Below are 14971 nucleotides of genomic sequence, written 5' to 3'. Positions count from 1 at the left end.
TAATGCAAGAACAAATCATACTAATCAAAGAAATGATGCTAGGAATATGGTCTAAAAAACACTATATCATCATAGTAACTTGGCTTATCTGCCCGTTAGCATGGTTCAGTATCACTTTAATGCCAGATCAATACGAGTCCGAAGCTCGTGTTTATGTTGATACACAGTCATTACTAAGACCTTTGATGAAAGGCCTGATGGTTGAAACTGATCCCAATATTCAAATCCAATTGATGGTAAAAACTTTACTTTCAAGGCCAAATCTCGAACGCATCGCTAGAATGAACGACCTCGATTTAAATGTCGATACTTCAGAGCAATTTGAACGAGTAATTGACAGTCTTGAAAACAAAATAGAGGTATCTCGCACTGGCAGAGAGAATATATTTACCATATCAAGTTCACAAGCCAATCCCGAACTTGCTCAAAATATTGTTCAATCCGCCCTAACGGTCTTTATTGAAAACACTCTTGGCGAAAGCAGGCAAGATTCGGACACAGCTCAAAAGTTTCTTGATCAACAAATAAACGAATACGAACTTAGGTTGATTGCGGCTGAAACTCGCTTGAAAAACTTCAAACAAAAATACCATTCTTCATTACCCGAAAATGCTCGTGATTACACTGGTGCTCTTGCCATCAATAAAGGCAAGCTTAAAGAAGCCGAATTAAAACTACTAGAAGCTCAGACCAGACTCGATTCCGCAAGAGCTCAGCTAAATGGTCAAAAAAATCTACAAGGTGATGGAACTGGATCTGGGATTCAAATGGTAACCCAGTTCGATGAAAGAATTAAACAACTTCAAGCAGATCTCGATACCCTATCTTTGCGCTTTACCGACCAACATCCAGACGTAAAAGAATTAAAACGTCGATTAGAGCAATTAAATATTGCCAAGAGTGAAGAAATTGAGCAATTTAAAGCCGCTTCACAAGACAACCCTGATGCCCTTCAAGTACTCAATGAAAACCCTGTTTATCAAGAAATGAAGATTCAAGTTAACGAACTGGAAAACGATGTAGCTTCATTGACCGTAAGAGTTGAAGATTATAAGAACCGAATTGCAATTTTGGAACAGCAAATACTAACCATCCCTGAAGTGGATGCCGAGTTTATGTCTTTAAATCGAGATTACAGCATAGTCAAAAAGCGTTATGAAGAGCTATTAAACAGGCAAGAAAGCGCACAACTGGCGCAACAAGCAGAACGAAGTACTGAAAAGATCCAATTTCGAGTCATTGACCCGCCTAAGTTTCCTATTGAACCTACAGGTCCTAAAAGAACCTTATTTGCTATTTTAGCTTTTGTCGCCAGCATTGTATTAGGGCTTGGGCTTTCATTCTTACTAAATTCCATCAATCCAAAAGTTATCTCTGCATCACAGCTAACGAGAGAAACCAATTTACCTATATTTGGAATCGTATCCGCAAACTCAAATTTAGGGATAATCCCATCATTAAAACGAAAAAAACGATTATTTTTGGCATCAAATTTAATGTTAACTTTAATGCTGTTCGGTCTAATTAGCTACTACCACTTTTCCGACCAATTGTTGCCATACATTACGAGGTTTTTTTAATATGTCGACGATAGAAGAAGCCATTAAAAGAAAGAAACTCCAGCAACTGGCTCAAACTGCAGACACTGAAATAGCGCCAGCTACCGAAAACGGCGTTGCTATTGAACAATCACAAGATAAAGAACTAATATCTAAAACCAACATCCCATCGGATAAGAGCGAATCCGAAAAAGTCGCTGAATCAAAAGAGGTTAGTTCGCTCTCAAAACCAAAAGAGACAATAGAACTAAATGCTCATTTATTAGGATCAAAAAATTATTTAGTGTTCAACCCTGACCACGAATCCGACAACTTAGCATCAACAAAAGAACAACTGTTATTAAAAGAAGAATTTAGGCAAATAAAAAGAAAGTTGTTGAACAATGCTTTTGGGGTAATTTCTAAAACCATAAAGAACTCAAACTTGGTCATGGTTACAAGTTCTCAAGCTAATGAAGGCAAAACCTTTATCTCCATTAACCTCGCATTAAGTATTGCGTTAGAGCAAGATAAAACGGTGATGTTAGTAGATGCCGATGTTCTAAAGCCCAGTATTCCTAGTGAGTTAGGCTTCACTCAAAAGCGAGGTTTACTCGATTATCTTAATGGAAAAATAAAAAATTTAGCTGATGTTATCCATCCAACCAGTTTTCCAAACTTAAAAATTTTACCGGCAGGGACCCCGCACCACCTGTCCAATGAACTTCTTGCTAGTGAGAAAATGGCTTCGTTATGTCAAGAATTGCAGCAACGCTACCCTGACCGAATTGTGTTATTTGATTGTCCTCCACTTTTGGGTATAAACGAAACCTCAGTTTTAGCCCAACTGATGGGGCAAGCACTATTGGTAGTTGAAGAAAATCATTCTAGTTTGGAGGAAATAAAAAAAGCCAATGAACTATTACCAGATACAATGGCGAAAGGCGCGGTGTTAAATAAAGCAATTTATGCCCCAAATGCTGCATATGGTTATTATGGATATGGATATGGATATGGCTATGGCTCGAAAAAAGCTTAAGTTTGGGGCTCTACTTTATTTATTGTATATCACCTATAACCATGCTTCAGAGATAAATACAACGCAAAAACTCTCCCTAAAGGAAACATATTCTGACAATATAACATTGTCAAAATTTGATAAGAAAAGCTCTTTGGTGACTCTCGTTTCACCAGGGTTTAGCAGTCAATTGAACACATCTAAAGTGAGTTTAGACTTAAACTATACCCTAACTCGAGCCTATTACAGTCATAACCATAATATTGATAGTGGTTATAACGAAGGCAATATAGATTTTACTTATTTTACTCCCGTTGATGGACTATCAGTAACATTAAAAACTGGTATCAATAATGTTAGTAAAAATAATGCCCGTAATTCACTTGCTGATATCGTTACTGGTGATACCACGGAAACGAGATCTGTCGAAGCTGGGTTAGCTTACAACCTTAATTTTCCCTCTTGGACTTTTAACTCTGAAACCATATTGTCAAAAAATAGCTCGGCGGATGGTATAGGAGAAAGAGAAGGTTATAAAATTAAACTTAATTCTTCTAATGGGGTAAGTGCAAGAGACATTTTTTGGAATATGGATAGCAATTATTCTGATTATGAAAATAGAAATTTGAATGGAACCAATTACCGCTTCGAATTAACCACAGGACTAATCACTAACTTAAAAATAAATCCCTTTCTAAGGTTCTATGATGAAAAGCTGGAAGGAAATTTAAACCGACGCAGAATACCGGAATATTCATCAATTGGAGTTGGAATTCGCTGGTTAGCAAACGATCATTTATATTTAGACCTTGCTTACAATTGGGTTAACAATGTCAATGATTCGATTTCGACTCAATCAGAAGATCGGCAGAATGAAAACAACATTTCTGGTAATTTGTCGTGGCAACCTAGTAAGAGAACCCAATTAAAAGGGGGTTTCTCAAACCGATTTTATGGTGATTCCTATGACTTTAATTTCAGCCACACTTTCAAACGCCTAAGCACTAACATTAACTATTCAGAAAGCATCACCGCATTTGATCGATTAGAGCTTGAAGAATCGATGGCTGAGGTCTGGTGTTTAAGTGAGACCCAAACTGATTTTTCTGATTGCATTATCGACCCTCAAATTGACATTGACCTCTCTGATTATACATTGATCGATAGCATCACCGTTTTAAACCCAATTGAATCTGAATCATTTTCTTTAGTAAAAGCGCTAAGTATAAATATTGGCTACCATTTTAGACGCAGTAAAGTGGAGGTTAACGCTAGCCGTAACAAAAGGCAGAATCTGTCAGTAAATAATAATGATTACTACGACAGAGCCAGCGTTTCTTTTTATCGCGATCTAACGCCAAGATCATCACTGAGTGTTAACGCATCTTTTAATCGTAATGACTTTAACCAGAATCAGATAGATAACACTCAACGAGAAAGTCTTTATCGGTTTTATTCGCTTAATTACTCTAAAAACCTAACCCCGTCGTTGAATCTAAATGTGCAAACATCCCATTTAAATCGCTCATCTGGTGGTCGATATAACGCTTATAAAGAAAATAGACTGTCATTACTAGTGAATAAAGAGTTTTAACATGTACGAAGATTTCTATGGCATCAATGCTAAGCCTTTTCAACTTAGTCCAGATCCCAAGTTCTTTTTTCCGTCGCCGAAACATAGAGAAGCTTTATCTTATTTAGAGTACGGTTTAGATCAAGCAGAGGGCTTTATTGTAATTACCGGCCCTATTGGAACCGGTAAAACCACCCTAGCGCAGAACTTATTAAATCGTATTCAGGGCGCACACATTGAAGCGGTTCAAATTGTTTCAAGCAATTTATCACCGACCGACTTATTATCCTTTGTCGCGAAAGAGTTTGGCTTAAAACCTGAATTGAATACCAAAGCATCGATTTTAGAAGCCATCGAACAACACTTAAACCATGTTCATCAGCAGGGCAAGAGGTGTTTACTTATTGTGGATGAAGCGCAGAATTTACCCATAGATACCGTTGAAGAGTTGCGGATGTTGTCGAACTTTCAACACAACAATAAACCTCTATTACAAAGCTTCTTGCTTGGCCAAGAAGAATTAAAAACCCACCTACAAACACCTGAAATGGAACAGTTTCGCCAACGGATCATCGCGTCTTGTCATCTAAAACCGTTAACAACCGAAGAAATTGAGCAATATATTGGCCATCGCTTAACCACTGTCGGTTTAGAAAGCCCCAATATTTTTGATCCTCAGTGTTTTCAATTAATCCAACAAATCACCCGTGGAGTTCCTCGCAAAATAAATTTGTTAGCAGATAGAATCATGCTTTATGGTTTTTTAAATGACTTACAACACTTTACCGCTGAAACAGTGCAAAAAGTTATCAATGAAATGAAACTCGAACTCACTGCATCACTTAATCAACTGGAACCGAATATTCAAACAACCAGAACACCAGAACAACCAAACGATAAATCAATTTTAAACACCAGCCACAACATCAGCACGGCATTGACTAAAATAGATGATTTTTTAACTGAGGCGTTAGAGCCCAAAATAAAAATGAATCGCTATTTAGATAAGTTAATAAAACTCAAAAACCTGACGATTTCTGAGGATGACAAGTCTTAATTCGTCCATTTCAGCAATCATTTAACATATTATTGAAACACTGTGTCCAATGATTGGCGGTATTGCACACCAAGCTCTTTTGAACCCAATGCACTTAAGTGATTGTCATCTCGATATAAAGGGATATTGTTTAAGACCATTTGACAGCTTGTTTGATCGCAAAATAAATCCATTGGTCGAATCACTTTCACCTGTGGATATTGCTTTTCAATGTTATGGATTACATCAGCCATCAGTTGGTTTTTGGGCCTTTCGATAGTGCAATCTAAATTGTCATTGAATATTCTCTTGCGGATAGGGCACTTAGGGCTCTTACCTTGCAGCGATGGAATGTCTTCAATAAGAATAGGGACTGACCCTGCGTTAATAATTGCATTTATCGAGGCAAAAAGCTTTTGCTGAAAAAACATTTTCTTTTGCTCTATGGACAAAGGCTCATCGCTGATAATACGTCGTGTTGTAATATCAGGCCAAGATGCTGCTAGCACCACGTATTGAAAGTCATTATTTTGAATGTATTCAAGTGCTTTTAAATTACGATCAATACATCGCTTGGCAAAGACCAAATTGGTACCCCAAGGTAAATCAAATACAGGCAGACATCTATCCAAAGTATAATCTTGGGTATCGATATTTAAATCTTGAGTTAAAGCTTGAATAAACGGCAGTAAATGATTGGCATGAGAGTCACCAATCAAAAAAAGCTTTTTATCGCTTTTTGTCGTTGCAGACCCACTTGTTATTACGCACTCCTCACTGGGTAATTGTTCACTCTCACGAAAACTTGCATGGCACCCCTTACGCAGTGCATGGGTATTTGAATTTATTGACCTGTCCATTAAGACGACATCATCGGAAAAACGTGAAGGGAACCCCTCATTGGCAATATTAAACGTTGCTAAAGCCGTCAGGAGTATGGTTGGTAACGCATAATAGCGCATTAACACTTGCCGAAATGGTCTTATTTGCGCAACCCTAAACGGACATTCAATATATTTCCATGAAAAATATGACAAAATGTAAATAATGACTATCGCCAATGTTGCGTTTAATAACGACAGTTCAATAGACTTATACCGCATAAAGGTAAACACTGGCCAGTGCCAAAGATATAGCGAATAAGATATTTGACCTGTAAATACGGCAAATGGTTTACTCAGCAGGTGGTTACCAATTCCGCGATAACTGATGATCAGTAAGCCTGTACCTAATACAGGAAATAGCGCATTAAAACCGGGAAAAGGTGAGTGTTCGCTAAGCATGAAGGCGCTAGCAAAAATCAAACTTAAGCCACTTATAGACAAAAAGTGATGCGCCAAGATCGGTAAAGCAAAATACTTACGCCAGCCCATGGCAATAACAGCACCAATCAATAATTCAAAGAATCGAGTGGGCAGTAAATAATAGGCCGCTCCAATAGTATTTATGGTGCCCCATTGCGAAAATAACGTCGCAAAGATACACAGCGCAATAACGAAAGCAAGACATGCTTTGGGTTTAACCAATTTGACCAAAATAACCAACATCAATGGCCAAACAAAATAGAACTGTTCTTCTACCGCTAGGGACCAAGTATGCAGCAATGGCACATCTAATGAATTACCATCAAAATAACCTCCATGATGAATCCAAAAGAAAAAGTTTCCTATATAAAAGCTTACCCAGACAACACTTTGATATAATTTTGTTAAGTCGTTTGGCAACAGGATAAAACTAAAGGCAATACAGGTCACCAAAATGACAAAATATAATACTGGCATCAGTCGCTTTAAACGACGAGTAAAAAACCACTTAAAGCTAAACTCTTGAGCTAATATTCTAGGGTAAATAATGGAAGTGATGAGAAAGCCTGAAATAACAAAAAACACATCAACACCAACAAACCCGCCAGAAAAATAGCCAAAGCCCGCGTGGTGAAAAATGACCAATAGAACGGCAACAGATCTTAAGCCATCAATATCTTTACGATATTCCACATCTACCCCAATATTCTATTTGCTTTCAACGTTAGGTAAATCAAACGTTATTTTGTACTTATCCACCAAGCCATATAGGGTGGGACGAGTAACTCCTAATAATTCTGCAGTCTTACTCATATTGCCCTCGGCAAGAGCAAAGGCTTGTTCAACGGCTTTTGATTCGGCTTTTTCACGTACCATACGTAAATTAAAATCATACAGTTCTCGGTCATCATTGACCTCTGTCATAAAGCCTAAATCGATGGCCGTAACTTGAGGAGTTTGAGCCATGATTGCCGCCGATTTTACTTTGTTTTGTAATTCTCGAATATTGCCTGGCCAATGATGGGCTTTTAACGCTTTTGACGCACAGTCAGAAAACCCTTTCACTTTAACATTGTAATCTTTGGCATATTGCAATAAAAAATACTGAGCTAAAATAAGTACATCAAACTCCCTGTCTTTTAGTGGCGGAATGGGGATGATCATTTCACTGATGCGATAATACAAGTCTTCCCGAAACGTTTTATCATCAACCATTTGAGATAAATTTTGATTGGTGGCGCAAACAACTCGTACATCCACTCCTATTTCTTGACGCCCACCAATACGCTCGATCACCCGCTCTTGGAGAAAGCGCAATAACTTTGCCTGTAAATTAAATGGCATATCACCAATTTCATCTAAAAATAAAGTGCCACCTTGAGCCATTTCTATTTTGCCCTTCGTGGTTTTATGAGCCCCTGTAAACGCACCTTTCTCAAAACCAAAAAGTTCACTTTCAAGTAAAGATTCTGGAATTGAGGCACAGTTTATCGCGATAAATGCTTTTTTATTACGATTACTCTGCTTATGAATCGCATTGGCCACAACCTCTTTACCGGTGCCACTTTCACCAAGTAATAACGCTGTGATTTCGGTTGGAGCAATACGACGAACCATCGTGCGTAATCGGTCCATCACTTCACTAGCACCAATAATGCCGTGTTCGGCGCCAGCAAACTCGCGCATTTCTCGATTTTCTAATTCAATAGATGCTAAGTTAAATGCTCTATCGACAATGACGTTTATGACTTCAGGGTCAACCGGCTTTTGGTAAAAATCATAAGCGCCCTTAGCTATAGCATCCAATGCCACCTTATGATCATCATTCCCCGTAATCACCACAATTTTGGTAAAGGGAGCAAGTGCTAATATTTGCTCTATGGCTTTAAGGCCCTCACTGGCATTAGCAGGATCTGGCGGCAAGCCAAGATCGAGTAAAACCACTTTCGGCTCATGCAAACGCAATTCATTAATTGCCTGCTCTCTACTATCTGCAAACAAACATTTGTATTTAGAAAGACACCACTTGAGTTGCTTTTGAATACCTTTATCGTCATCTACAATGAGTAATTTTTCCGTCATAATTGCTTCCTTTAACTCACACTCGATACTGGTAAATTTACCGTGAACGTTGACCCTTTCTCCAAACAGCTTTGGACCGACAAATCACCATTATGCTGTTGAATAAATTGTTTTGCTTCAAAAGCGCCAATCCCCATACCTGCATTGCCTTTTGTGGTCACAAAAGGTTTAAATAACTTTTCTTTAATAAACTGTTCTGACATGCCACACCCTGTATCGATTATTTTAATGATCACCCGTTTATTGCCATTATGCTGACCATTAACATCGGCGAACACTTTTACTTCGCCTTTACTTTCACAGGCATCTTGGGCATTTTGTATCAAGTGCAATAACACGCTTTTCAATCGCTCTTTGTTCATTTGGATTTGGATCTCTGGAGCGCACTCAATATCTACTTTTGGTTTTCTTTGATTACATAACTCACTGATATTTCGCAACAACAAACACAAATTAATATTATCAATTTCATGTGGCTGAATTTCTGAGCCTTTATTTCTCAATTGATTTATCACTTTATTTAAGCGCTGACTGGCGGCATTTACCGTATCAAACACATCAAGAATAAATTCTGGATTGTTTCGATGGTGCTTAGAGTTTGTAATAATTAATGCCAATTGTGCCTCAATATTTTTTAGGTCATGTAACACAAAAGCCGACATTTGATTGAACATGGCAAACTGCTGAGTTTGCGCCAACTCTTCTTGCGCCTGTTGTAAAAATAAGTAATTAGCTAATTGTTTTGATACCGCAAATAAGAAATCTCGATCTTCCCAATTCAGAATGGGCGCTTCCGTTAAGCGCGACAAAACAAATAAACCATAAAGCTTATCGCGTTGATATATTGGCACCATTATTGCCATTCTTGCGTTTTTAAGAGGTTCAATATCTAAAGTTAAGGGCTGATAGAGCGCAGGATTTTGTTCATACTCTGAAACATCAATAATCCACTGCTTAGCTTGGCAAAAGCTCACAATAGACTTTAATTGCAGAAGTTGCTCGTCGTTGCACGCGAGCGTTTTTTCACTGATCACGGTTAATTGTCCGGTCGCTGAGGCTTTTAACAACATACAATCCGCTACCCCAATACTATCCGCCATCACCTTACATAAATTATCGGTGACACTGCCATGATGGCAAGTTTGCAAAGCCTTAGTAACCTTTATCCATTCATCTCGATATTCATATTTATTGGCAAAAAAGTGTTTTGATATGAATACCTTAACCCTTCTTCTAAAGCGATTGGTGATTAATAAAACGGTCAACACGACAAAACCAACAGCCAAAAATAAAACGCTTAAAAATTCACTCCATTGACCGTCCAGTAAACGAATAATGTACCAGCAAACGCTAGTAATAATAGGTAAATACCACAAATGGCGAGCATTGAACTGTAAAAAACGACTTCTCTTGAAACAAAAATATCCGCGTTTAAATTCTTTATTCGTTTGCTGCTCAACATAAAAAATGGCACCGCCAAACTTGCAATATAGCCCCTTGAATACCAAAAATTAAAATCAAGACTTTTTATTAAGGCGCCTTGAGCGAATAAAATAAAATCAAAGACAAACAGAGCCCCTAAAGCAATAATAAGCGGCCATAAAGACCAACGGATTTTATCGCTGGCATTACGATATAGCTGCTCCAATAACACCAAAGGGTATAGGTTGAGAGAAAGAAATGTTAAAAACATCAAAGAATAGCTTTGTTGATAAAGTACGCTGGCTAAAGACAAGGCCAGTGCAACAGTCATCAATGATAAGTATTTAATAACGGTAGGATGACTAATAAGCTGTTTGCTATTTTGCGGTGTATAACGGATGGACAAAATAAATATGGTAAACAATGCCAGCTTCACAGCTTCGACAAAGAAAGCGACTAATAAAGAAAAGCTTAAAAATAATTGCAATGCGGTTGTCACCGACGCAGCAATACCAGCCACAATTGCAAGTAAAAGCAAATGACTGATCATGGTTTTTTGTTTGGTGACAAATAGAAGTAGAAAAAATACGCCGTAGGCAAGGGTTGCGAGGACATACCCTACCAAGCCAATTTGTTCCATTAGTTTCTCTTTTTATTATCTATGAAATCAACTATTTGTTAATAATAGTTGATTTCAAAAGTTTTGCTCTTTTCGCGTTCAATATTTTGTTAGAGAAAGGTGTGAAAACTGTTTTTATAATCTTGTTAATTAAAATACCACGAATACAAGCGCATTAATCTCGAACGCTCATGAGTAAGAGAAAAGGTAGCAGAGAACAGATAGAATAAAGAGGGAAAATAACCAGACAATAACCAAAGACAAACAATGGCGCTCTCGGCAGGAATCGAACCTGCAATTTAGACTCCGGAGGTCCACGTGATATCCATTTCACCACGAGAGCAACGCTCGGATTATATGCGATAACGTTATTGATTTCCATAAAGATATCAAGTCACTGAAGAAACAACCCACAACTGCTCAATATTACAGCAACCCTCAAAGTATCTTGTTGATTTAATATACAATCTAGCCAAAAACGATTACTCGATAATGTCATTATTGCTACCGCTTAGCTTATCGTCATGATGGCTTGTCGATTAAAATACTACGTTGTGATCTCAACATGCCCAATATGGGCACTAAACATTGAATAGTGCAAACAATCATATTCACATTCAACCAACCTGTTATTCTAAAAAACTGAACGTGATATTCTCATTATTTAATTTTAATGAACGATAAGATTTCTCTATGATAACCCCATCGCAGCAATCAAGTTGCTGAATATCGAACATTAACCATAGAAACAAGAGGAATCTACATATGGCATTAATAGGCAAATCTATCCCAGAATTTAAAGCACAAGCATTTCACAATGGCCAATTTACAGAAGTCACATCAGACAGTGTAAAAGGTAAATGGTCTATCTTTTTATTCTATCCTGCAGATTTCACCTTCGTTTGCCCTACAGAATTAGAAGATATGGCAAACCAGTATGAAGAATTACAACGATTGAATGTTGAAGTATATGCCGTGTCAACAGACACTCACTTTTCACACAAAGCTTGGCATGACAGCAGTGACGCTATTAGCAAAATCAAGTTTCCAATGCTTGGCGATCAAACAGGGCATCTAACTCGTGGCTTTGATGTGATGATAGAAGAAGATCATATGGCTCATCGAGGTACCTTTTTAGCCGATCCAGATGGAATTATTCAAGTAGGGGAAATTCATGCCGGAGGGATCGGACGCTCTGCTAAGGATATGTTACGCAAGGTGAAAGCCGCACAATACGTTCGTGATAATGATGGCGAGGTGTGTCCAGCAGCTTGGGAGCAAGGCGAAGAAACCCTAACACCAAGTTTAGATCTGGTTGGAAAAATCTAACCTTAATCCGTTTTTAGTCACGGCTTGGCCGTGACTTTAACCCACTTTTGCTCATCCGTTTAAGGACTCTCTTATGCTTAATAATCAGATATTAACCACACTAAAAACCTATACTGCCAATATGGCAAAGGATGTGACCCTAGTTTTACACCCTGGTGAGCATACTAAACGCTCTAACTTAAAACACTTTCTCACTCAGTTAGTTTCGGTTTCAGAAAAGCTACATTTGATTGAGTCTGAATTACCATTAGGCCTTAAAAGCCCGATATCTTTCGCTTTAAAAGTAGATGATAAATTCAATGGGATAGCCTTTTCAGGGATCCCAAGTGGCCATGAATTCAACTCTTTAGTACTGGCTATTTTACAATCTTCAGGTGCAAAATTAAAACTCGATACAGCGATTATTCAAGCATTACAAAATATCGACAGGCCAATGCACTTTGAAATATTTGTAAGCTTGAGCTGTCATAACTGCCCTGATGTGGTTCAATCGTTAAATCAATTTGCTCTTGTTAATCAGAACGTTAGTTCTGAAATGATTGATGGTGGCCTTTACCCTGAACTCATTAAACAAAAAAACATTCAAGGTGTTCCAAGTGTCTATCTTAACGGTGAGCCTTTTGCCAACGGTAAAATTGAGATCAGTGACATCATTCAAAAATTGAACCGTCGCTTTAATGATCAATTGCAATCGAAACCAGTTAAAACATTACCATTGCAAGATGTTGCTGTGTTAGGGGCAGGACCTGCCGGTGTTGCGGCAGCGATTTACGCAGCTCGTAAAGGCCTAAACGTTACCCTCATTGCCGATCGTATTGGTGGCCAGGTCAAAGATACCGTTGATATCGAAAATTTAATCTCTGTATCTCAAACGACAGGTGCCAAATTAACGCAGAATATGCAGTCCCACTTACACGATTACGACATTACGATTAAAGAGCATGTTCGAGTTGAGAAGATTAATAAAGGGACAATTAAAACATTGTATTTAAGCTCTGGTGAAATCATTGAATCAAAAACAGTGATCATCGCTACGGGTGCTAAATGGCGTGAACTGAATATTCCAGGGGAAAAAGAAAACGTTGGTAAAGGCGTTGCTTATTGCCCTCATTGTGATGGACCATTTTTTAAAGGTAAAAAGGTTGCCGTCGTTGGTGGTGGGAACTCGGGTATTGAGGCAGCTCTCGATTTGGCCAATATGGTTGAAAAAGTAACGGTTCTAGAGTTTTTGCCTGAACTAAAAGCAGACAAAGTATTGGTTGATAAGGCTATAGCCCACGACAAAATTGAAATTGTGAAAAATGTCATTACCAAAGAAATTGTTGCTCAAAATGACAAAGTCAGCGCCATTCGCTATCAAGACCGAACCACAGGAGCAGATTTACAATTGGAATTGTCAGGTGTTTTCATTCAAATCGGCTTAGTTCCAAACAGTGACTTTGTTGAAGGTTTAGTAGAACGCACGCCATTTGGTGAGATCATCATTGATCAAAAAGGGCAAACATCGGAGCCTGGTATATTTGCTTGTGGTGATGTGACCACGGTTCCTTATAAGCAAATCGTTATTGCCATGGGTGAAGGCTCTAAAGCGTCACTTTCAGCCTTTGATCACATACTAAAAGCCAGCTAATTCAATGCACTAATACTAAAACCAAAAAAAGCACCAAAGTAGATAACAGAGGTGCTTTTGAGTGTTATGGTGCGGTTAAATTAACTTCTGATCACCCCCGCAATCGCGGTGCCAATGGTTGGCGCATTATCTGTATTAATCACCACAAAATGCACTCCTTGGGCAGATAAAATGTCATCTAAATAAGCTTCACAAGTATTTTGAAAACCCGTTAGTTTAAAATACGTAGAGCCATCTGCATTAATACACACTGGATGTAATGGGTTTTTACCACAACCCATTTTAAGCGCTGTTGCTGCGACATTAATCGCTGTAATCTTAGCCGCTCTATCTCTTAGCGCAGTGGCTATATGCAGTAACACGTTTAAATCTGTTTCAGATAACTGCCCATCAAATACGGTTTGGTTAAACTCAAAAGGGTTAGCTAATAGTTGGCTCAGTTGTGCGGAGTTAAACTCTGGAGCAGCTTCAACGATGGCTCTGGCATCGGCACTAAAAAGTTCAGCTTGCGCTGCTTGTCTAAACGCAATGCTTGCGGTTGGTCCAAGATAACGACCTGAGATCATCTTTTCTAATAAGTATTGACCTGGATTGGATGTTGTCTGGTCATGTAATGTATCGATTTGGCCAAGTGGCAGTTGATCAAAGTTGCCCGATTCAATATTGATAATTTGAGCACCCGAATCAACGGCTAATTTACCAATGTTAGAATTGCTCTCTACATAGGCGGTATTAGTCCCAGTTCCTAAAATCAAACCAACATAACCATCACATTGACGCTGTTCACCATAGGCTTTACCGGCTAACAAAGTGGCAACCGTGTCGTTTAACAAGGTGATTTTTTTATCTGTATGACCTCGTTTAGCCAATGCAGCTAATAAACCTGCACCAACATATTCACCAACGACTTCCGGAACTTTCACTTCCTTCGTCCAATACAATAGCTTACCATCCTGATTTTCTGAAATTTCAGTTGGGTAAGAGAAACAGAAACTGATGGTATCACTTAATGTAATTACGGGTTCTAAATAGTCACAAATCAGATCATAAAATTGATCTGCGCTCAACTCTTGGTCAATACCCGGCATCATATAAGCAGAAAAGTTTTCAACCGAGGCCACACCGGCATCGTTAAATACAACGGTACAAACACGTAAATTAGTACCACCAGCATCCAAGACAATAACGGGTTTATTGGCGGAAATATCTTTATCGATACCAATATGCGATGCCAACATTGCTAAAGATGAAGGCTCGGCATTTAAGCCTTTTTGCATTTCGTCAATAAATGCGTTTAACAAGGCTTGCGTATCTAACTGCTCAGCCAGCAACTTGTTGTCTTGCAAAAACTGATGTAATGGTGTGTTTTCAATGTTCATATAATTTCCAGGTTGCTATTGCAAAGAATAATTTTGCCAAC

General features: G+C 38.4%; 11 protein-coding genes and 1 tRNA gene. 6 read left to right on the top strand and 6 right to left on the bottom strand.

The features are described from left to right. Positions 1-2: 2 nt before the first annotated feature. From ACAY00_RS00450 to ACAY00_RS00435, 4 genes are read left to right on the top strand one after another with little or no spacing between them, the layout of a single operon-like run. Positions 3-1580 (top strand): XrtA system polysaccharide chain length determinant, encoded by a 1578-nt coding sequence (locus ACAY00_RS00450; RefSeq protein WP_371375715.1) that lies wholly within the window; start codon positions 3-5, stop codon positions 1578-1580. Position 1581: 1 nt separating this feature from the next. Continuing rightward, positions 1582-2577, top strand: a complete 996-nt coding sequence (locus ACAY00_RS00445; RefSeq protein WP_371375711.1) for an XrtA-associated tyrosine autokinase — start codon at positions 1582-1584, stop codon at positions 2575-2577. Beyond that, complete coding sequence (locus tag ACAY00_RS00440; protein ID WP_371375708.1) at positions 2558-4150, top strand: TIGR03016 family PEP-CTERM system-associated outer membrane protein; 1593 nt, start codon at positions 2558-2560, stop codon at positions 4148-4150. The genes ACAY00_RS00445 and ACAY00_RS00440 overlap by 20 nt, the downstream gene beginning before the upstream one ends. A gap of 1 nt (position 4151) precedes the next feature. After that, positions 4152-5186 carry an XrtA/PEP-CTERM system-associated ATPase gene (locus ACAY00_RS00435; RefSeq protein WP_371375705.1) on the top strand — a complete coding sequence of 345 codons (1035 nt, stop codon included), beginning with the start codon at positions 4152-4154 and terminating at the stop codon, positions 5184-5186. A gap of 29 nt (positions 5187-5215) precedes the next feature. On the opposite strand, the gene ACAY00_RS00430 is transcribed toward ACAY00_RS00435, so the two are convergent. The 5 genes from ACAY00_RS00430 to ACAY00_RS00410 form a co-directional block, all read right to left on the bottom strand. Continuing rightward, positions 5216-7162, bottom strand: a complete 1947-nt coding sequence (locus ACAY00_RS00430; RefSeq protein WP_371375703.1) for an acyltransferase family protein — start codon at positions 7160-7162, stop codon at positions 5216-5218. A gap of 15 nt (positions 7163-7177) precedes the next feature. Continuing rightward, positions 7178-8551 (bottom strand): PEP-CTERM-box response regulator transcription factor, encoded by a 1374-nt coding sequence (prsR, locus tag ACAY00_RS00425; RefSeq protein WP_371375701.1) that lies wholly within the window; start codon positions 8549-8551, stop codon positions 7178-7180. A gap of 11 nt (positions 8552-8562) precedes the next feature. Then, complete coding sequence (prsK, locus tag ACAY00_RS00420) at positions 8563-9927, bottom strand: XrtA/PEP-CTERM system histidine kinase PrsK (protein ID WP_371375697.1); 1365 nt, start codon at positions 9925-9927, stop codon at positions 8563-8565. Further along, positions 9849-10613 (bottom strand): hypothetical protein, encoded by a 765-nt coding sequence (locus ACAY00_RS00415; RefSeq protein ID WP_371375694.1) that lies wholly within the window; start codon positions 10611-10613, stop codon positions 9849-9851. Before ACAY00_RS00415 ends, prsK begins: the two co-directional genes overlap by 79 nt. 247 nt (positions 10614-10860) lie before the next feature. Continuing rightward, a tRNA-Arg gene (locus ACAY00_RS00410) sits at positions 10861-10935 on the bottom strand. 422 nt (positions 10936-11357) lie between these two features. Here ACAY00_RS00410 and ahpC point away from each other — a divergent pair. Continuing rightward, on the top strand, positions 11358-11921 hold the full coding sequence (gene ahpC, locus ACAY00_RS00405; RefSeq protein WP_371375691.1) for an alkyl hydroperoxide reductase subunit C: 564 nt from the start codon (positions 11358-11360) through the stop codon (positions 11919-11921). Between the two features lie 73 nt (positions 11922-11994). Beyond that, positions 11995-13551, top strand: a complete 1557-nt coding sequence (ahpF, locus tag ACAY00_RS00400) for an alkyl hydroperoxide reductase subunit F (protein WP_371375687.1) — start codon at positions 11995-11997, stop codon at positions 13549-13551. Between the two features lie 80 nt (positions 13552-13631). Here ahpF and ACAY00_RS00395 read toward each other — a convergent pair whose 3' ends face one another. Further along, positions 13632-14930, bottom strand: a complete 1299-nt coding sequence (locus ACAY00_RS00395) for a hexokinase (RefSeq protein WP_371375684.1) — start codon at positions 14928-14930, stop codon at positions 13632-13634. Between the last annotated feature and the right edge of the window lie 41 nt (positions 14931-14971).

The organism is Thalassotalea sp. 273M-4 (genome assembly GCF_041410465.1).
Taxonomy (GTDB): Bacteria; Pseudomonadota; Gammaproteobacteria; order Enterobacterales; family Alteromonadaceae; genus Thalassotalea_A; species Thalassotalea_A aquiviva.
The sequence above is the reverse complement of the archived record's forward strand: the minus strand, read 5'-3'. Positions and strand labels throughout refer to the sequence as shown.

Bases quoted from the DNA above. Each gene is read 5' to 3' on its own strand.
- ACAY00_RS00450 (WP_371375715.1), top strand. From the start codon at position 3: ATGCAAGAACAAATCATACTAATCAAAGAAATGATGCTAGGAATATGG.
- ACAY00_RS00445 (WP_371375711.1), top strand. From the start codon at position 1,582: ATGTCGACGATAGAAGAAGCCATTAAAAGAAAGAAACTCCAGCAACTG.
- ACAY00_RS00440 (WP_371375708.1), top strand. From the start codon at position 2,558: ATGGCTCGAAAAAAGCTTAAGTTTGGGGCTCTACTTTATTTATTGTAT.
- ACAY00_RS00435 (WP_371375705.1), top strand. From the start codon at position 4,152: ATGTACGAAGATTTCTATGGCATCAATGCTAAGCCTTTTCAACTTAGT.
- prsR (WP_371375701.1), bottom strand. From the start codon at position 8,551: ATGACGGAAAAATTACTCATTGTAGATGACGATAAAGGTATTCAAAAG.
- ACAY00_RS00415 (WP_371375694.1), bottom strand. From the start codon at position 10,613: ATGGAACAAATTGGCTTGGTAGGGTATGTCCTCGCAACCCTTGCCTAC.
- ahpC (WP_371375691.1), top strand. From the start codon at position 11,358: ATGGCATTAATAGGCAAATCTATCCCAGAATTTAAAGCACAAGCATTT.
- ahpF (WP_371375687.1), top strand. From the start codon at position 11,995: ATGCTTAATAATCAGATATTAACCACACTAAAAACCTATACTGCCAAT.
- ACAY00_RS00395 (WP_371375684.1), bottom strand. From the start codon at position 14,930: ATGAACATTGAAAACACACCATTACATCAGTTTTTGCAAGACAACAAG.